This is a genomic window from Streptomyces sp. NPDC005925 (assembly GCF_040638805.1).
Lineage (GTDB): Bacteria > Actinomycetota > Actinomycetes > Streptomycetales > Streptomycetaceae > Streptomyces.
In genome coordinates this window covers 48,270-66,622 of the sequence record NZ_JBEXVL010000016.1, presented here as the reverse complement: position 1 = coordinate 66,622, position 18,353 = coordinate 48,270, and the positions used below count along the sequence as shown (strand labels likewise).

At 71.9% G+C, this 18,353-nt stretch carries 15 protein-coding genes and 3 pseudogenes; 11 read left to right on the top strand and 7 right to left on the bottom strand.

Annotated elements, in window-relative coordinates; all coding sequences use genetic code 11:
• Nucleotides 1-102: 102 nt before the first annotated feature.
• Both ABZ354_RS19500 and ABZ354_RS19495 read left to right on the top strand, forming a co-directional pair.
• Nucleotides 103-228: pseudogene (locus ABZ354_RS19500) on the top strand (alkanesulfonate monooxygenase); the annotation flags it as partial.
• 110 nt (nt 229-338) lie between these two features.
• Nucleotides 339-1,421, top strand: coding sequence for an NAD(P)-binding domain-containing protein (locus tag ABZ354_RS19495; RefSeq protein WP_358658293.1), 1,083 nt, complete (start codon nt 339-341; stop codon nt 1,419-1,421).
• 13 nt (nt 1,422-1,434) lie between these two features.
• Here the strand turns inward: ABZ354_RS19495 and mltG are convergent, their stop codons facing one another.
• Together mltG and ABZ354_RS19485 are read right to left on the bottom strand one after the other, a co-directional pair.
• A complete protein-coding gene (mltG, locus tag ABZ354_RS19490) occupies nt 1,435-2,346 on the bottom strand; it encodes an endolytic transglycosylase MltG (protein WP_358658291.1) in 912 nt (303 codons plus the stop codon).
• Nucleotides 2,347-2,389: 43 nt separating this feature from the next.
• Nucleotides 2,390-4,192, bottom strand: a complete 1,803-nt coding sequence (locus ABZ354_RS19485; RefSeq protein WP_358658290.1) for an ABC transporter ATP-binding protein — start codon at nt 4,190-4,192, stop codon at nt 2,390-2,392.
• Nucleotides 4,193-4,488: 296 nt separating this feature from the next.
• Here ABZ354_RS19485 and ABZ354_RS19480 point away from each other — a divergent pair, with 296 nt between their 5' ends.
• From ABZ354_RS19480 to ABZ354_RS19460, 5 genes are all read left to right on the top strand, one after another.
• Complete coding sequence (locus tag ABZ354_RS19480) at nt 4,489-4,968, top strand: MarR family transcriptional regulator (RefSeq protein WP_358658288.1); 480 nt, start codon at nt 4,489-4,491, stop codon at nt 4,966-4,968.
• Between the two features lie 315 nt (nt 4,969-5,283).
• Nucleotides 5,284-7,131, top strand: coding sequence for an ABC transporter ATP-binding protein (locus ABZ354_RS19475; protein WP_358658286.1), 1,848 nt, complete (start codon nt 5,284-5,286; stop codon nt 7,129-7,131).
• Nucleotides 7,128-8,909, top strand: coding sequence for an ABC transporter ATP-binding protein (locus ABZ354_RS19470; RefSeq protein WP_358658284.1), 1,782 nt, complete (start codon nt 7,128-7,130; stop codon nt 8,907-8,909). Before ABZ354_RS19475 ends, ABZ354_RS19470 begins: the two co-directional genes overlap by 4 nt.
• A 423-nt stretch (nt 8,910-9,332) precedes the next feature.
• On the top strand, nt 9,333-9,803 hold the full coding sequence (locus tag ABZ354_RS19465) for a DUF5709 domain-containing protein (protein ID WP_358658282.1): 471 nt from the start codon (nt 9,333-9,335) through the stop codon (nt 9,801-9,803).
• Between the two features lie 111 nt (nt 9,804-9,914).
• Nucleotides 9,915-10,178 (top strand): type B 50S ribosomal protein L31, encoded by a 264-nt coding sequence (locus ABZ354_RS19460; RefSeq protein WP_358658280.1) that lies wholly within the window; start codon nt 9,915-9,917, stop codon nt 10,176-10,178.
• A gap of 128 nt (nt 10,179-10,306) precedes the next feature.
• On the opposite strand, the gene ABZ354_RS19455 is transcribed toward ABZ354_RS19460, so the two are convergent.
• On the bottom strand, nt 10,307-11,101 hold the full coding sequence (locus tag ABZ354_RS19455) for a metal-dependent hydrolase (RefSeq protein WP_358658278.1): 795 nt from the start codon (nt 11,099-11,101) through the stop codon (nt 10,307-10,309).
• A 145-nt stretch (nt 11,102-11,246) separates the two neighbouring features.
• Between ABZ354_RS19455 and ABZ354_RS19450 the strand changes: the two genes are divergently transcribed.
• Nucleotides 11,247-13,760, top strand: coding sequence for a DUF3516 domain-containing protein (locus tag ABZ354_RS19450; protein WP_358658276.1), 2,514 nt, complete (start codon nt 11,247-11,249; stop codon nt 13,758-13,760).
• 37 nt (nt 13,761-13,797) lie between these two features.
• Nucleotides 13,798-14,664: an acyl-CoA thioesterase II gene (locus ABZ354_RS19445; protein ID WP_358658274.1), complete on the top strand. Its 867-nt coding sequence runs from the start codon at nt 13,798-13,800 to the stop codon at nt 14,662-14,664.
• A 128-nt stretch (nt 14,665-14,792) separates the two neighbouring features.
• On the opposite strand, the pseudogene ABZ354_RS19440 reads toward ABZ354_RS19445, so the two are convergent.
• The 3 genes and pseudogenes from ABZ354_RS19440 to ABZ354_RS19430 form a co-directional block, all read right to left on the bottom strand.
• A pseudogene (locus tag ABZ354_RS19440) lies at nt 14,793-15,044 on the bottom strand (DUF6397 family protein); the annotation flags it as partial.
• A complete protein-coding gene (locus tag ABZ354_RS19435) occupies nt 15,025-15,366 on the bottom strand; it encodes a hypothetical protein (protein ID WP_358658378.1) in 342 nt (113 codons plus the stop codon). The gene ABZ354_RS19435 and the pseudogene ABZ354_RS19440, both read right to left, overlap by 20 nt.
• Nucleotides 15,363-15,776 (bottom strand): roadblock/LC7 domain-containing protein, encoded by a 414-nt coding sequence (locus ABZ354_RS19430; RefSeq protein ID WP_358658272.1) that lies wholly within the window; start codon nt 15,774-15,776, stop codon nt 15,363-15,365. Before ABZ354_RS19430 ends, ABZ354_RS19435 begins: the two co-directional genes overlap by 4 nt.
• Before the next feature lie 109 nt (nt 15,777-15,885).
• Here ABZ354_RS19430 and ABZ354_RS19425 point away from each other — a divergent pair.
• Together ABZ354_RS19425 and ABZ354_RS19420 are read left to right on the top strand one after the other, a co-directional pair.
• Nucleotides 15,886-16,285, top strand: a pseudogene (locus ABZ354_RS19425) (pyridoxamine 5'-phosphate oxidase family protein); the annotation flags it as partial.
• Between the two features lie 306 nt (nt 16,286-16,591).
• On the top strand, nt 16,592-17,191 hold the full coding sequence (locus ABZ354_RS19420; RefSeq protein WP_358658369.1) for a methyltransferase domain-containing protein: 600 nt from the start codon (nt 16,592-16,594) through the stop codon (nt 17,189-17,191).
• Between the two features lie 208 nt (nt 17,192-17,399).
• On the opposite strand, the gene ABZ354_RS19415 is transcribed toward ABZ354_RS19420, so the two are convergent.
• Nucleotides 17,400-18,296 (bottom strand): oxygenase MpaB family protein, encoded by an 897-nt coding sequence (locus ABZ354_RS19415; protein ID WP_358658270.1) that lies wholly within the window; start codon nt 18,294-18,296, stop codon nt 17,400-17,402.
• Between the last annotated feature and the right edge of the window lie 57 nt (nt 18,297-18,353).

Here is an 18,353-nt window from a genome sequence, read left to right as displayed (position 1 = left end):
ACGACGTCCGGCCACGTTCACCGGCAGGTTGCGTTCAGTCCTACTCGCCGCGCGCGGTCACTTCGGGCTGATGCGGCTGGTTCTCACCGCGGGTCGCCGCGGAGTCGGGGGCCGCAGCGTATGCCGGCCCCGCACAGCGGTTCCCGGGCCGACGTGGAGATCCACCCGATTCTGTGGGCGGGCGTCGGCCTGGTCCGGGGCGGCGCGCGGGCTTCTGCGGCCGTGGGTCCCACGGCGGGCGCGCCCCTTCTCGTGGCGCGCTGCCGCTGAGCCCTCCACACCGTGCGACCCGGCACCGGACCGGGAAGACGGGCGGACCTCCCCCTGTTGGTAGAAACGTGAACAACATGCGTGAGGTCGAGGTCGTCGTCGTGGGCGCCGGTCAGGCCGGTCTGGCGGGCGCCTACCACCTGCGGCGCACCGGTTTCCGGCCGGACCGGGACTTCGTGGTGCTCGACCGCTCCCCCGGGCCGGGCGGCGCCTGGCAGTTCCGGTGGCCGTCGCTGACGTACGGCAAGGTGCACGGCATGCACGCCCTGCCCGGCATGGAACTGACGGGCGCGGACCCCGCGCGGCCGTCGTCGCAGGTCGTCGCCGAGTACTTCGCCGCGTACGAACGCGCCTTCGACCTGCGGGTACGGCGGCCCGTCGAGGTACGGTCCGTGCGGGAGGGCGGCGACGGGCGGCTGCTCGTCGAGACCTCGGACGGGGAGTGGGCGACGCGCGCGCTGATCAACGCGACGGGCACCTGGGACCGGCCGTTCTGGCCGCGTTACCCGGGCCAGGAGACTTTCCGGGGGCGTCAGCTGCACACCGCGCAGTACCCGGGGCCCGAGGCGTTCGCCGGACAGCGGGTCGTCGTGGTGGGCGGCGGGGCGTCCGGCACGCAGCACCTGCTGGAGATCGCCCCGTCGGCCGCCGCGACCACGTGGGTGACCCGGCGCCCCCCGGTCTTCCGGGAGGGCCCCTTCGACGAGGCGGCGGGCCGGGCCGCGGTCGCGCTGGTCGAGGAGCGGGTACGGCAGGGGTTGCCGCCCGAGAGCGTCGTCTCCGTGACCGCCCTGCCGCTCAATGACGCCATCCGGCAGGGGCTGCGGGACGGTGTCCTGGACCGGCAGCCCATGTTCGACCGGATCACACCCGACGGTGTGGCGTGGGACGACGGGCAGCAGGTGGCCGCCGACGTCATCCTGTGGGCGACCGGTTTCCGGCCCGCCGTCGGTCATCTCGCGCCACTGCGGCTGCGCGGACCCGGCGGCGGGATCCGCGTCGAGGGCACCCGTGCGGCGGCCGACCCCCGCGTCCATCTGGTCGGCTACGGGCCGTCGGCCAGCACCATCGGCGCCAACCGCGCGGGACGCGCGGCCGTACGGGACATCGGGCGGCTGCTGGACGGTGAACCCGCGCCGGTGGCGGCGTGATGCCCCGTGCGGCTCACGCGGCCACCGGCGACTTTGAGTGTTTCTTGCTCGAGTTCCCCTCGTCCGAGCCCTTCTGGTTCGTCGAACCCCTCTGGTTCGGGGCGCTCTCCTGATCACGGTGCGACTCGGCGACGTTGCGCTGGTGTTCGGCGAAGTCGGCGGTGAAGCGGGTGTCTCCGGGCTTGACGGTGACGTAGTACAGCCAGTCCCCCGGCGTCGGGTCGACCGCGGCGCGCATCGCCGCCTCGCCCGGGTTGTCGATCGGAGTGGGCGGCAGGCCCATGCGCTCGTACGAGTTGTAGGGCGTGTCGAGCCGGGTGTCCGTCACGCTCGTCTTCAGCGAGGCGCGGCCGAGGCCGTAGTTGACCGTGGAGTCCATCTGGAGCGGCATGCCGCGCTCCAGCCGGTTGAAGATCACCCGGGCCACCTTGCCCATGTCGCCCCTGGTGGCCGCCTCGGCCTGCACGAGGCTCGCGATGGTGACCGCCTGGTAGACGTTCATCGCGTTGCGCTCCGCTCCGGCGGCGATCGGGGCACCGTTGAACTTCTCGCGGGCCTTCGCCGCCATGGCCCCGAGGAGTTGTTGCGGGGTCGTCTTCTCGCCCAGCGGATACCTCGCCGGGAAGAGGTAGCCCTCGGGGTTGCCCGCGGCGTCGTCGGGCAGCTGAAGGTCGGCCTTGGTCAGGGACTTCTTCGTGGTGCCCGCGGGCAGGGCGAGGGCCTTGTCGACGGCCTCGTACACCTCGGTCGCGCGCCGGCCCTCCGGGATCACCAGGGATGTGGGCCGGGCGTCGTCCTCCCCGCCCACACTCAGCAGCGGCACCGCCACGGCGGTGCCGGCCACGACGGCTCCGGTCACGATGAGGGCGAGACGCCCCCGGCGCGTCAGTCGAATCGTGCTCCGTGGCGAAGTGTTCGTCTGCATGCGGGCACGGTAACCCGCCAAAGGGGAAAAACTCGACATATAGTCATTTTGTCAGTTCCAGTCGGGTGTCCCTCCGGACCAGTGCCGCGTACGCGCCGTCCTGCCCCAACAGTTCCTCGTGCGCGCCCCGTTCGGCGACCCGGCCCGCGTCGAGGACGACGATCTGGTCGGCACCCCGAATGGTGGACAGGCGGTGCGCGATGGTGAGGGTGGTGCGGTTGGCCGACAGCGCGTCGATGGCCGCCTGCACGGCGTGCTCGGTGCGGGTGTCCAGCGCGCTGGTCGCCTCGTCGAGGATGAGGACCGGCGGGTCGCGCAGGATGGTCCGGGCGATGGCCAGGCGCTGCTTCTCGCCGCCGGAGAAGCGGTGCCCCCGCTCGCCCACGACGGTGTCGTAGCCGTCGGGCAGGGCGGCGATGTGGTCGTGGATCTGAGCCGCCTTCGCCGCCGCATGCAGTTCCCCGTCGGTGGCGTCCGGCCTGGCGAAGCGCAGGTTGTCGGCGACGGAGGCGTGGAAGAGGTACGTCTCCTGGGAGACGACGCCGATCGCACGCGCGAGGGTGTCGAAGTCGAGGTCACGCACGTCGACCCCGTCGAGAGTGACCCGGCCGCCCGTCACGTCGTACAGCCGCGGGACCAGGTAGCCGAGCGTCGACTTGCCGGCCCCGGTCGAACCGACGACGGCGAGGCTGCTGCCCGCGGGGACGGTGAGGTCGATGCCGACGAGGACCGGGCCGTCCTCGGCGTCGTAGCGGAACTCGACGTTCTCGAAACGGATCTCCCCCTTGATCCGGTCGAGGTGGACGGGGTCGTCGCACTCGGTGATGTCGATGGGCAGGTCCAGGTACTCGAAGATGCGCTGGAACAGCGCGAGCGACGTCTGGATCTGCACGCCGGTCGACAGCAGACCGACGGCCGGACGGAACAGCCCCTGCTGGAGCGAGACGAAGGCGACGATCGTGCCGATGGAGACCTGCGGACCGCCCAGTTGGAGCGCCGTCCCGGCGGTCCAGTAGATGACGGCGGGCATCGCCGCCATGACGATCATGATCACGGCCATGCGCCAGCGCCCGGCCATGTTCGACCGCACCTCCAGGTCGACCAGCTTCTCGGACTCCTCGGAGAAGGCGCTGGTGAGCGAGTCGGAGCGACCCATCGTCCGGCCCAGCAGAATGCCGCTCACGGACAGCGACTCCGTGACGGTGGCGGCCATCGCGGCCATCTGGTCCTGCTTGTGCGTGGTGATCTTCCTGCGCTCGTTGCCGACTCTTCGGCTGATCCACACAAACACCGGCAGCAACAGCAGCGAGACGGCAGTCAGCCGCCAGTCGAGCGCGAGCATCGCGACGATCGTGGCGACGACGGTGGTCAGGTTGGAGACCAGCGATGTCGCCGTGGAGGTGACGGTGGCCTGCATCCCCCCGATGTCGTTGGCGATCCGGGACTGCACCTCGCCGGTACGGGTGCGGGTGAAGAAGGCGAGCGACATGCGCTGGAGGCGGCCGTAGACGGCGGTACGCAGGTCGTGCATGACGCGCTGGCCGACCGTCGTGGAGATCAGGGTCTGCAGCACGCCGAACACACTGGTGAGGACGGCGCTGACGATCATGCCGAGGGCGAGCAGGCTGAGCAGCCCGGTGCGCCCCTGCGGGATCGCGACGTCGAGCGTCTCCTTCAACAGAAAGGGCGTGGCGACGGAGACCAGCGACGCGGCCCCGACCAGCAGGCCGACGATCGCGAGACGGCCCCGATAGGGGCGGAACAGCATCAGGATGCGGCGGACCTGCCGCGGCTGCTCCGCGGCGTCGGTCGACGGGGTCCAGGCGGGTTCATGACCGGGGTGCATGGGCTCCTACGGAGGTGATGAGTGCTGCGACGGCTGAAGACGTGAGGCCGTGGTCGGGCGAGGGGTGGCCCGGTCGACCGGGGTTTCCGGTGGGGTGGCCGGGCGGCCGGTCTCCCGTCCGCGGTCTGCGGTCTGCGGTCTGCGGGTACTGGGCGCGGCGCGGGACCGGGGCGTCGGTCCACGGCGTCACGGTCCGGGTCTTGTTCCCCGGCGCGGCTCGCGGTGCCTGACGGAGTCTGACCCTAGCTCATTGTTACCTATGTTCACAATGAACACCCTCCTGATATTGTTCCCGCATGACCCCCGCCGATTCCGACGGCCCGCTCGCCGAACAGTTGCTGCGCCTCACCCGCCGGATGCACCGCATCCAGAAGCGCTGTTTCCAGCAGGGCGGTCTGGGGATCACGCCGGCGCAGGCCAGGCTGCTGCGCACGCTGGCGCACTACCCCTCGCCGCCGCGGATGGCCGACCTGGCCGAACGTCTGGAAGTGGTCCCCCGCGCGGTGACGACGCTCGTCGACGGACTCGAGGCGAGCGGGAGGGTTCGCCGGGTTCCGGACCCGACGAACCGCCGGGTGATCCGGATCGAGCTCACCGACGACGGACACCGGGCCGTGAGCGAACTGCACCACGCCCGCCGGGCCGCGGCGAAGGAAATCCTCGCGCCTCTGACGGCCGAGCAGCGGACGGTGCTCGGCGGTCTTCTGGACACGCTGGTGGACGGCGCCCCCGACGGGCACGGCCACGCCCCCGACGGAGACCGGCGCGCCTGCTGAACCCTGTCGGCGGTCGAGCGGCAGGCTGACCCCGAGGCCAGGAACAGGTAACCCGGTTGCAGGTACACCACGTACGGATAACGAGGCGCGCGACGGGCGGATCGTCGTGCGGTGCGGACTGAGCAACGGCCGGGTCGCCGTGCGTACCCCCGCGGAACGTCGGCGTGTCCGGGCCGAACGCCCGGGCCCGCCCGCCTGTCCGCGGCCGGGAAAACCGGTTGCCTCCCACCACGCTGCGACGCGAACCTGTCACGGTTTGCTGTTCCCGTACAGCGACTCCCCCCTCCCTGACCTGTCACGAGCCACTGGGACGTCATGCAGATCCAAGACCTTCCGTATCCCGACCCGGGTGAGCCTGACGTTCGCTCGGGACCCCGATTCCTGTGGTGGCTCTTCCGGAACCAGCTGGGCGGCCAGGCCAAGTCGCTGGCCTGGGGTCTGCTGCACTTCGGTGCCGTCTCCACCCTGCCGTTCTGCGTGGGCCTCGCCGTGCAGGCCGTCGTCGACCGCTCCGGCGGCCGTCTCGCTCTGGCCGGTGCCCTGATGGCGCTGGTGTGTGTCGCCAACGCCGTCGGCGACACCTTCCTGCACCGCACCGCCGTCACCAACTGGATCACCGCCGCCGCCCGCGTCCAGCAATTGCTGGCCCGCAGGACCGCGCAGCTGGGCTCGGCCCTGACCCGCCGCGTCGCGGCCGGCGAAGTCGTGGCCGTCTCCACCGGCGACGTCGAGAAGATCGGCTGGTTCGTGGAAGCACTGTCGCGGTTCACCGCGGCGATGCTCACCCTCGTACTCGTCTGCATCGGCCTCCTCGTCTACCAGCCCGCCCTCGGCGTGATCGTCGCCGTGGGCCTGCCCGTCCTCGCCATCGCCGTACTGCCGCTGCTGCCCCGCGCCACCCAGCGCGCCGACGTCCAGCGCGAGAAGGCCGGCCGCGCCACCGAACTGGCCTCGGACACCGTCGCCGGGCTGCGCGTCCTGCGCGGTATCGGTGGTGAGGAACTCTTCCTCGACCGCTACCGCAGCGCCTCCCAGGAGGTCCGCCGGGCCGCCGTGCGCAGCGCCCGCATGTGGGCGCTGATCGCCGCGATCCAGGTCCTGCTGCCCGGTCTGCTGCTCATCGCGGTCGTCTGGCACGGCGTGCGCCTGACCCAGGAGGGCCGGATCAGCGTCGGTGAACTCGTCACGGTCTACAGCTCGGTCATGATCATGACGTATCCGCTGCGCCACTTCGAAGAGATCGCGATGGCCTACTCCTTCTCCCGCCCCTCGGCCAAGCGGACCGCCCGGGTGCTGTCACTGCGACGGGCCACGGACACCGCGGGATCGCGCGCCGCCGACGTCCCGTCCGGCGACCTGTACGACCCGGCCACCGGTCTGCTCGCCCCCGCCGGACGGCTCACCGCCGTGGTGTGCGGCGACCCGGACGCGGCGGGACGGCTGGCGGAACGCCTGGGCGGCCACGCCTCCGAGCAGAGCACCTCGGTGCTGCTGGACGGAGTGCCGCTCGACGAACTGCCGCTGGACTCGGCGCGCACCGCCGTCCTCGTGCAGGACAAGGACCCGGTGCTGCTGTCGGGCTCGCTGCGCGACCTGCTCGACGTACCCGCCTCGGGTGACGTCGATGCCGCCGACGCGCTGGCCGCGGCCCAGTGCGACGACGTGCTCGCGGCGCTCGCGCAGGGCTCGCTGGACGCCGAGGACCCGATGGACGCCCGCATCACGGAGCGCGGCCGGTCCCTGTCCGGCGGACAGCGCCAGCGCCTCGCCCTCGCCCGGTCACTGGTCACCGATCCGGGGGTGCTCGTCCTGGACGAGCCGACCTCCGCCGTCGACTCCCACACCGAGGCGCGCATCGCCCAGGGCGTACGGGAGCTGCGGGCCGAACGCACGACCATCGTGTTCACCTCGTCCCCACTGCTGCTGGACCGGGCCGACCGTGTCGTGTTCCTGCACGACGAGCAGGTCGTGGCCGTGGGGGCCCACCGCGAACTGGTGGCGACCGAACCCCGGTACCGGGCGGTCGTGACCCGCGACACCGAAGACGAGGCGACCCCGCACCCGCAGCGGACCGTCGGGTCCGGGCCCGGGGACGAGGCGACCGGACCGCACGGCGTATGGGAAGAACACAAGGTTCTGGAAGAGATCGAGGAGACCGCATGATCGGCGTGGCGCCACCGGCGTACGACCCGGCGGCACCGACCACGGCGAGCACCCTGCCGGTCGGCGCCCCCGCGACCGTACGTGCCTACGTGGCCGAACTGTTGCGCCGGCACCGGCGCGCCTTCCTGCTCCTCATCACCGTCAACACGGTCGCCGTGATCGCCTCCATGGTCGGTCCCTACCTGCTGGGCGGCCTCGTGGAGCGGGTGTCGGACGGGGCCGGCGAGCTGCGTCTGGAGCTCACGGCCGGACTGTTCGTGACCGCGCTGCTCGTGCAGGCCGTGTTCGTGCGTCAGGTGCGGCTGCGCGGCGCGGTACTGGGCGAGCGGATGCTGGCCGACCTGCGGGAGGACTTCCTCGTGCGGTCGGTCGGGCTGCCGCCCGGCGTGCTGGAGCGTGCCGGGACGGGCGATCTGCTGTCCCGCATCACGACGGACATCGACCGGCTCGCCAACGCGATGCGCGAGGCCGTACCGCAGCTGGCGATCGGCGTCGTCTGGGCGGGGCTGCTGCTCGGCGGTCTCGTCGTGACGGCTCCCGAGCTGGCGCCCGCCGTGCTGGTCGCCGTGCCGCTGCTGGTGGCCGGCTGCCGCTGGTACTTCCGCCGGGCGCCGTCCGCGTACCGCTCCGAGGCGGCCGGATACGCCGTCGTCGCCGCCGCGCTCACCGAGACCGTCGACGCCGGACGCACCGTCGAGGCCCACCGGCTCGCCGACCGTCGCGTCGCCCTGTCGGAGCGCCGCATCAAGGAGTGGACCGCCTGGGAGAACTACACGCTCTGGCTGCGGTCGGTGCTCTTCCCCGTCATCAACGTCACCCATGTCACCGTCCTCGCTTCCGTGCTGCTCATCGGCGGCGTGTTCGTCCTGCAGGGCTGGATCGGGGTCGGTCAGCTGACGACGGGCGCACTGATCTCTCAGATGCTGATCGACCCTGTGGGGCTGATCCTGCGCTGGTACGACGAGCTGCAGGTGGCGCAGGTGTCGCTGGCCCGGCTGGTCGGTGTCCGGGACATCGAGCCGGAGCCGGGTGACGACGCGCTGTCCCCGCAGGGGCGCGACGTGCGAGCGGACCGGGTGCACTTCGGCTACCGCGAGGGCGTCGACGTGCTGCGCGAGGTGACCCTGGAGGTGGCCCCGGGGACACGGATGGCGCTGGTCGGCCCCTCGGGCGCGGGCAAGTCCACCCTGGGCAGGCTGCTGGCGGGCATCTACGCGCCCCGGGACGGCAGGATCACCCTGGGCGGCGCAGAACTCTCCCGGATGCCCGCCGAACGCACCCGCTCCCACATCGCCCTCGTCAACCAGGAGCACCACGTCTTCGTGGGCTCCCTGCGCGACAACCTCAGGCTCGCCCGCGCGTGTGCCGAGGACGCCGAGCTGTGGGCCGCGCTGGCCGCCGTGGACGCGGACGGCTGGGCACGGGCACTGGACGACGGTCTGGACACCGAGGTCGGTTCCGGCAGTCTCGCCCTCACTCCCGCTCAGGCGCAGCAGATCGCGCTGGCCCGGCTGGTGCTGGCCGATCCGCACACGCTGGTCCTGGACGAGGCGACGTCCCTGCTCGACCCGCGGGCGGCTCGCCACCTGGAGCGGTCCCTGGCCCGGGTCCTCGACGGCCGCACCGTGGTCGCCATCGCCCACCGGCTGCACACCGCCCACGACGCCGACGTGATCGCCGTCGTCGAGGACGGCCGCATCAGCGAACTCGGCAGCCATGACGAGCTGGTCGCGGCCGACGGGGCGTACGCGGCGCTGTGGCGGTCCTGGCACGGATGACCCGGGAGGGCGTCGCGTCGTGGCTGCTCCGGGTCCGGGTTCCGGGGTGGCCACGGCGACGACCCCGACGGCCGGGGCGGCCGGGACGACTTCATCCGCCGGGGTGGCGCCCCGGGCGGGTGTGCGAGCCGGCGCGACCGCGCCGCCGGTGACCGGCCAGTGCCTCGGCCCAGTCTCGGGCGCGGGCCGCCGTCGGGGTGGAGCCGCGAGGTGGGCGGCAGGCCGGGGCCGGGCTGTCAGGGACTGCTCCCCGGTGCCGTTGCGCGGTCCCGAAGCAGGGTGGAAGGCTGGAGGCAGGCACCGGCTCGGGGAACGCCCGGGAACCACGCGATGCGGCGACGGGCGGCGCCTGTGCCTCCGGCAGGCGTGGCCCACCGTGATCCGCGACGGGGAGGGGCCCGTCCTCACCCCCTGGAGGTATCCGTGAACAGCGCCGACGGTTGGGGAGACGACGTCTACCAGCCCGACGGGTCCGAGCAACGGGAGGACACGGGGCTGCTCGACGCGGAGGACACCCTCGAGTACGACGGTGTGGACGATCCGCTCGACCGCGGCTGGTCCCCGCCGGAACGGCCCCTCGCGGTGGAACACGTCGGTGTGACGGCCGCGGAGCGCCACCTCGGCGAAACGCTCGAGCAGCGCCTCGCCGAAGAGGCACCGGACCTCGCGCCCTCGGCCGGCGACGGGCTGGGCGACTCCCAGAACACCGACGGGGAACTCCTGGACAACGAGGTCGGCGACATCCGCTCCGGCCGTCTCGTCGCACCCGACGAGGGGGCACACGAGGACGAGGAAGGCGCGCTCGTCGCCATGGACGTGGGCATCGACGGAGCCGCCGCCTCCGCCGAGGAGGCCGCCGTGCACATCGTCGACGAGGACGTCCTGCCCGGCTGACGCCACCCACCGCGTCGGCCACCGCGCGGCCCACCACGTCGGCCCCCGGCGGACCCGTCCCACCGCACCGCCGCCGACCGCGCCACCACCGCCTCCGCACGAGGAGCAGCCATGCAGCAGAACAAGCACCCCGCCTACCACGCCGTCGTCTTCCGTGACCGCGCCGCCGGGTACGCCTTTCTGACCCGGTCGACCGCGACCAGCGACCGGACCATCGAGTGGGACGACGGCGAGACCTACCCGGTCGTGGATGTGGAGATCTCCTCGGAGAGCCACCCGTTCTACACCGGCACGGCCCGCACGGTGGACTCCGAGGGCCGCGTCGCCCGTTTCGCGCGTCGGTACGGCGGCGGGGCCGGCAAGGACACCGGCTGAGGAACCGGCACCCTGCCGAACGCGTACTGCCGCCGACCGGGCCGGGCCCGGTGGACGGCCACCGGCACCGGACGCCGACGCAACGAGGAGCGTCCCGGCGGCGCCGCCCCCCGGCGCCGCCCCGGCCGTCAGATGACGTTGAGCGCCGCCGCGCAGCCCACCCCGCCGAGCAGCATGAACGCCGGCATCAGCACCTTGAGCTCGATCCAGCTGCCGGCCCGGAACCGCAAGGCCTTCGGCGGGCCGATCGGGTACCACCGCTTGCGGCCCAGGGGAATCGGCCACAGGATCGGACAGCCGGACACCGTCAGCGCGTCGCCGAGGTCGTGCACCAGTGCGCCCAGCACGACCGGCAGGCCCAGCCACAGGTACTCCTGACCCGGAGCCGTGAACAGCCAGGCCGCGCCGTTGCCCGGCTCGTCCAGGACGCCGGCCAGGATCCAGGCGCTGGCCGCCGCCAGCAGCCAGACCAGGATGTCGCTGCTGGAGCCGCGGGCCGCCCGCCACAGCAGGCCCTCGATGGCCAGCACCAGGTGCACGAAGAGGATCGCCAGCACGGCCCAGCGGCCCCCGGTGATCGCCAGCACCGAGGTGCCCCCACCGATCATCACGGCCCACAGCCAGGTGTGGGTGAGCGTGCGGTGTCCGCCCGAGCGGCGCGGGTCGCCCTGTTTCTTCGTCGCCTTGTAGACGGCGTAGGACAACTTGTCGACTATCTCGCACAGCCCTCGGGAGAGTGGCCCGAAGGCCCGCGAGATGGTGGCCGCCTTGTGGTCGAGGTCGGGCGCGAGCGCCGCGCCGGCGCAGATCAGCGCACCCACCAGCAGAACGGGCCAGGGCATGGGGTGTCCGGCAGCGGCGGCCGCCGCTCCGACGCCGAGCCAGGCGGCCGCGCCGGACAGTGAGTGTGCTGGTCCCATCATGGCCGTTGCCCGCCCCATTCCTCGTGTGCAGCTGTCCCGTTGCCCCGGGGCGCTGACGCGCCGTCGGCGACACAGCGTAGCGTTCGCGATCTTCGGCGGATCCTCCGATTCCCGCATCGGACCGGGGGCCAGGCAAGATGGGGGCGTGACCCTCATCGATCAGCTGCCGCCGACCGCCGACCCCGACGCCCTGTACGACGCCTTCGAGTCCTGGGCCCGGGAGCGCGGTCTCACGCTCTATCCCCACCAGGAGGAGGCGCTGATCGAGGTGGTCTCCGGTGCGAACGTGATCGTGTCGACACCCACCGGCTCCGGCAAGAGCATGATCGCGGCGGGTGCCCATTTCGCCGCTCTCGCACGCGACCAGGTCACGTTTTACACGGCACCGATCAAGGCGCTGGTGTCGGAGAAGTTCTTCGAGCTGTGCAAGCTGTTCGGCACGGAGAACGTCGGCATGCTCACGGGCGACGCCTCCGTGAACGCCGACGCCCCGGTGATCTGCTGCACCGCCGAGGTGCTCGCCTCCATCGCGTTGCGCGACGGGAAGCACGCGGACGTCGGCCAGGTCGTCATGGACGAGTTCCACTTCTACGCGGAGCCGGACCGCGGCTGGGCCTGGCAGATCCCCCTGCTGGAACTGCCGCAGGCGCAGTTCGTCCTCATGTCGGCCACGCTCGGCGACGTCTCCTTCTTCGAGCAGGACCTCACGCGCCGCACGGGCCGCCCCACGTCCGTGGTCCGCTCGGCGACCCGTCCGGTGCCGCTGTCCTACGAGTACCGCTACACACCGCTCACCGAGACGCTCACCGAGCTGCTGGCGGCACGGCAGGCCCCCGTCTACATCGTGCACTTCACGCAGGCGCAGGCCGTGGAGCGGGCGCAGGCACTGATGAGCATCAACATGTGCACGCGTGAGGAGAAGGACCGGATCGCCGAGCTGATCGGCAACTTCCGCTTCACCACCAAGTTCGGCCGCAATCTCTCGCGTTACGTCCGGCACGGCATCGGTGTGCACCACGCCGGCATGCTGCCGAAGTACCGGCGGCTGGTGGAGAAGCTCGCGCAGGCGGGTCTGCTGAAGGTCATCTGCGGCACGGACACGCTCGGCGTGGGGGTCAACGTCCCCATCCGCACGGTGCTGTTCACCGCGCTGACCAAGTACGACGGCACCCGGGTGCGCACGCTGCGGGCACGGGAGTTCCACCAGATCGCGGGCCGGGCCGGCCGGGCGGGCTTCGACACGGAGGGCTTCGTCGTCGCCCAGGCCCCCGAGCACGTCGTCGAGAACGAGAAGGCCCTCGCCAAGGCCGGCGACGACCCGAAGAAACGCCGCAAGGTCGTCCGCAAGAAGGCGCCCGAGGGTTTCGTCGGGTGGACGGAGCAGACCTTCGAGAAGCTCATCGGATCCGAGCCGGAACCGCTGACGTCCCGTTTCCGGGTGACGCACACGATGCTGCTGTCGGTGATCGCCCGGCCGGGCGACGCGTTCCGGGCGATGCGGCACCTGCTGGAGGACAACCACGAGTCGCGCAAGCAGCAGCTGCGGCACATCCGGCGGGCCATCGCGATCTACCGGTCGCTGCTGGACGGCGGCATCGTGGAGAAGCTGGACGAGCCGGACACCGAGGGCCGCGTCGTGCGCCTCACGGTGGACCTGCAGCAGGACTTCGCGCTGAACCAGCCGCTGTCCACGTTCGCGCTGGCCGCCTTCGAGCTGCTGGACCCGGAGTCGCCGTCGTACGCCCTGGACATGGTGTCCGTCGTGGAGTCCACGCTGGACGACCCGCGGCAGATCCTGGCCGCCCAGCAGAACAAGGCGCGCGGCGAGGCCGTGGCCGCCATGAAGGCGGACGGGATCGAGTACGAGGAGCGCATGGAGCGGCTCCAGGACATCTCGTACCCGAAGCCGCTGGAGGAGCTGCTCTTCCACGCGTACAACACGTACCGCAAGAGTCACCCCTGGGTCGGTGACCATCCGCTGTCGCCGAAGTCGGTCGTCCGCGACATGTACGAGCGGGCGATGTCGTTCACGGAGCTGGTGTCGTTCTACGAGCTGGCCCGCACCGAGGGCATCGTGCTGCGCTACCTCGCCGGTGCCTACAAGGCCCTCGATCACACCATCCCCGACGACCTCAAGTCGGAGGACCTGCAGGACCTGATCGAGTGGCTGGGCGAGATGGTCCGCCAGGTCGACTCCAGTCTGCTGGACGAGTGGGAGCAGCTGGCCAACCCGGAGGAGATGACCGCCGAGGAGGCCCAGGAGAAGGCCGACGAGGTCAAGCCCGTCACCACCAACGCGCGCGCCTTCCGTGTCCTGGTCCGCAACGCCTTGTTCCGCCGGGTGGAGCTCGCCGCCCTCGACCAGGTCGGGGAGCTGGGCGAGATGGACGCCGAGGCCGGCTGGGACGCGGAGGCGTGGGGCGAGGCGATGGACAAGTACTGGGACGAGTACGAGGACCTGGGCACCGGCCCCGACGCCCGCGGTCCCAAGCTGCTGGTGATCGAGGAGGAGCCGCAGAACGCTCTGTGGCGTGTCCGTCAGATCTTCGACGACCCGAACGGCGACCATGACTGGGGCATCAGCGCGGAGGTCGATCTGACCGCGTCCGACGCGGAGGGCCGGGCGATCGTGCGGGTCACCGACGTCGGTCAGCTGTAAGACGCCGTTGCGTTGTGAGCACAGGAGAACACCACCCATGACGAACCCGGCCGAGAGCCTCGTCGACCTGCTCGACCTGGAGCAGATCGAGGTCAACATCTTCCGTGGACGCAGCCCGCAGGAATCCCTGCAGCGGGTCTTCGGGGGCCAGGTGGCCGGGCAGGCGCTGGTCGCGGCCGGGCGGACCACGGAGAGCGGCCGTCCCGTGCACTCGCTGCACGCGTACTTCCTGCGGCCCGGCCGGCCGGGTGTGCCGATCGTGTACCAGGTGGAGCGGGTGCGGGACGGGCGGTCGTTCACGACGCGCCGGGTCACCGCGGTGCAGCAGGGCCGCACGATCTTCAACCTCACCGCCTCCTTTCACAAACCCGAACCGGGGAGTTTCGAGCACCAGCTGCCGCCGGGCCGTGAGCTTCCGTCCCCGGAATCCCTGCCGACGGTCGTGGACGAGATCCGGGAGCATCTGGGCGCGCTGCCGGAGCAGTTGGAGCGGATGGCCCGGCGTCAGCCCTTCGACATCCGCTATGTCGACCGGCTGCGCTGGACCGCCGACGAGGTCAGGGGCGCCGATCCGCGCAGCGCCGTGTGGATGCGCGCGGTGGGCCCGCTGGGCGACGATCCGCTGGTGCACACGTGCGCGCTGACCTACGCCAGCGACATGACCCTGCTGGACGCCGTGCGTATCCCCGTCGAACCGCTGTGGGGTCCGCGGGGGTTCGACATGGCGTCGCTGGACCACGCGATGTGGTTCCACCGGCCGTTCCGCGCGGACGAGTGGTTCCTGTACGACCAGGAATCGCCGATCGCGACGGGCGGGCGGGGTCTGGCCCGTGGCCGGATCTACGACGTCGAGGGACGCCTGCTCGTGTCCGTCGTCCAGGAAGGGCTGTTCAGGGCGCTGTAAGCGCTCCCGTCCCCCTGCGGCGCAGCCGGCCGCGCAGGCCGCGCTGCCTGTCCGCGGCGTTCGCGCTCTGGTCCGGTGCGGTGGTATCCGGTGCCGGCCCGCCGGCACACCGGCCCGTTGGCGGTCCTGAGGCTCAGGCGGGCGAGGCGGGTGAACCTGCTCTCGGGCACCTGGAGGACTGCCGCCCCGTCCTTCGTGCCGACGGCTTCGACGCGCTCGCGCAGCCCGTCGGGGAAACCCTCCTCGGCACGCAGACGCTCGATCTCCTCGCGGGCGACGCGTCCACCGCCCGTGTCGTGAACGGTCGTGACGCGTCCGAGGCGGACGGCGAGGTCGAGCTCGCCGCGTTTCAGGCTCAGTTCACGCACGGCTCGGCTCAGTGTGAGCGTGGTGGTCGCCGATGCCGCGCGGACGGTCGTCGAGGATGTGGCGGCGGTCGTCGGTGGTTTGGTGGCGGTCGTCGGTGGTGTGGTGGCGGTCGTCGAGGATGTGGCTGCGATCGTCGGCGATGTGGTGGCGGTCGTCGAGGATGTGGCGGCGATCGTCGGTGGTGTGGCGGTGTTGCCGGTCATGTCGGTCTCCCCCGTGGAATGGACGGCCCGCGCGGTCGTGGCGGCCCCGGAGAAAAACCGTAGCCGCTTCGGCCCAAAGGGTGGCGAGCCTGTGGATAACTCCGCGAGGTCCAGCAAAGCACCAGGTCACGGGTGGCTTCTCGGCTTCCGCTCGGGGAAGCGGGCGTCCACGTCGAGGTGCTCCCCGACCCGGTTGACGAGCAGGGTCATCTCGTAGGCGATCCGGCCGATGTCGGCTTCCGCGCCACTCAGCACGCACAGGCAGCTGCCCGTGCCGGCGGCCGTGACGAACAGCACCGCGTCGTCGAACTCGATCATCGTCTGGCGCACGCCGCCCGCGCCGAAGTGCCGGCCGGAGCCCTTGGCGAGGCTGTGCAGCCCGGACGACACGGCGGCGAGATGTTCCGCGTCCTCGCGCCGCAGTCCCGTACTCGCCCCCGTCACCAGTCCGTCGTTGGACAGCACCAGCGCGTGCCGCACATGTCCGACCCGCTCGGTCAGGTCGTCCAGCAGCCAGCCGAGCCCTTTGGTGTGCGCCATGGTCCGGTTCCCCCGTGTTCTGCCCGTGCGATGTCTCCCATGTCCGGAGCATCTGCCCCCGCCAGCCTTCCCCACGGTCCGGTCGCGGGCAAGGAGGGGCGAGGGAGGTATGGCCCGGAAGATGACCGGTGACGAGCGGCGGGCGTTCGTCCCCCACGGGACCCGCACCGCAGGACTCTCCCCTGTTCGGGCAGACGGCAGCCCCGAGGTGACGCCGGTCTGGTTTCTGCTGGACGGTGACGAGGTGGTGATCAACACCGGCAAGCCGGCCGTAAAAGGGCGCGATCTCGCCCGTGATGGTGACATTTCCTGTGTGCGCGACGTCCGGCCGCCGTTCGACCGGCCGCCGTTCGACCGCGTCGTGCCGCGGCCGGGCCAGGATCCCGGAGAACCCCTCGGGGCTTCGTCCCCGGGCGGCGCGGACCGGGGCGCGGCCCCTGGGCGAGGAGCGCGTCGAGGCGTTCGGCCCGCGTGACGGCGTTCCGCGAGAGCTTCCCGTCCGCGTCACCTCGCGCAGGCTGGGCGCCTTGTGGATGCGGCGCCTGCGGGGCTCGGCCGGCGTGAACGTCGGCAGGGTGCTGCCCGGTACCGCGTCGTGGCCGACGGCCCTCGGGCCACGCTCCACCACGGAGCCCCGCGATCGCCTCGTGCGGGATCCGTTCGTCGGGGAGCCGCCCGGGCGGCACGGAACGGCCGGGCGTGACCCGGCCGGACTCCGGAAGACGGCCCCGGCCGCCGGCGGGCGTCCCGGAGGGGCGTCTCCGGGGCGTCCGCCCGTCCGCGCCGTACGGTCGTTCTGCGGGATCATGCGGGGCATGAGTGACGACCACGCGCACGTGCAAGAGTTCTTCGCCGCCCGCGCCGCCGGCTGGGACACCAGGTTTCCCGACGACGGCCCCGCCTACGAGGCCGCCGTCGCCGACCTCGGGCTCCGCGAGGGCGACCGCGTGCTCGACGCGGGCTGCGGCACCGGACGGGCACTGCCGCCGCTTCGAGCCGCAGTCGGACCCTCGGGAGTGGTCCTCGGCGCGGATCTGACGCCGGCCATGCTGGAGGCCGCCGTACGGGCCGGGCGGGGCCGCGAAGGGCGGCTGCTGCTCACGGACGTGGCGGCGCTGCCGCTGTGTTCGGAGTCGCTGGACGCCGTGTTCGCGGCGGGGCTGATCGCGCACCTGCCGCAGCCGGAGGACAACCTGCGCGAGCTCGCGCGCGTGGTGCGCCCAGGTGGCGTACTCGCACTGTTCCACCCGATCGGCAGAGCCGCGCTCGCGGCACGCCACGGCCGTCGGATCACCCCGGACGACCTGCGCGCCGAGCCGAACCTCCGCTCACTGCTGTCGGCCTCGGGGTGGCGACTGACCTCGTACGCCGACGAGGACGCCAGGTTCCTGGCACTGGCGGTCCGAAGCAACTGACTGCGGACGGCGGACGGCGGGCGGCAAGCGGCGGGCGGCGGGCGGCGGACCGTTGACGGCTGAGCGCTGACCGCTGACGCCTGACGCCCGACCCCTGACCGTTGCGCGCTGATGGCCGGCGACTGGCCACCGGGCACCGGCCGCCGACCACCGACGGTAGCCGCGCAGAATGTCGCCCCGCCCCGTGTGGCTGCCGGGCGGGTGACGCTCATTCGGGGACGGGCTCGCCGAGGTGCCGGACGGGACAGCCGCGGAGGCCGGGGACCGGGCGGGTGCCCAGGTCGTCGAGCAGGTAGCCGTCGGGGTAGCTCTTGATCTCCCAGTTCTGGCGCGCGTGGTGCGGTTGGCGCCGTGGCGGCAGCAGCCGGACCGCGCGTCCCCGCAGTCGCACCGCACGGCGCGCCCACGCGCGCGTGCCGTGCCCGGGCGGGGTGTAGCGGAAGGCGCGCAGCAGCGGTTCGTCGAGCAGGGCGAGCGTCGCGGTGCGCAGCAGCGGACGCACGGGACGGGGATACCAGGAAGCCATCAGGGCGAGCGTGGCGTCCGACACCTTCCGGGCGCCCTCGTCCCACGCGAAGTGGGCTTCCTCGTAGCGGTCGAGGCAGTCGGCGAACTCCTCGTAGGTGCCGGGGATGTCCTTGATGCCCATGTGCCGGCCCAGGGTGCGGTAGTGGACGGCGGAGGCGATGGTCTCGTGGCGGGAGAACCTGCGCCATCCGTAGGCGTCGATCCACCTCTTGGGCACGACGACGAACGTGCAGAGCACGTACCGCATGTCGTCGTTGGTGATGTCGTAGCCGCGGTGCATCTGGTTGATGCGGCGGATCGCGGTGGTGCCCTGCGGGCTGCCGAAACCGTGCTCCACGACGGCGTCGAGAAGGAGCGAGGTGTCGTCGTACCGCTTCTGGGTGTGGTCGGTCAGCTCCGCCGTCTCGGCCAGCAGGCGACCGATGGAGGGCACCGCGTAGGTGCGGTAGAGGGCCAGTTCGAGGGCGCGGGTGAAGTCCCACGGGAACTCGTAGGCCGCGGAGAGCCGGTAGATCTCGGAGGCGTCTTCGAACGGGTCCATCCGCCGGATCTGCTCCAGCCGTGCGTAGCGCTGCACTGCGCCGTCCCCCTTCTGCTGCCGGTCCGTCAACTCTACGGTGTGCAGCAGGAGCTG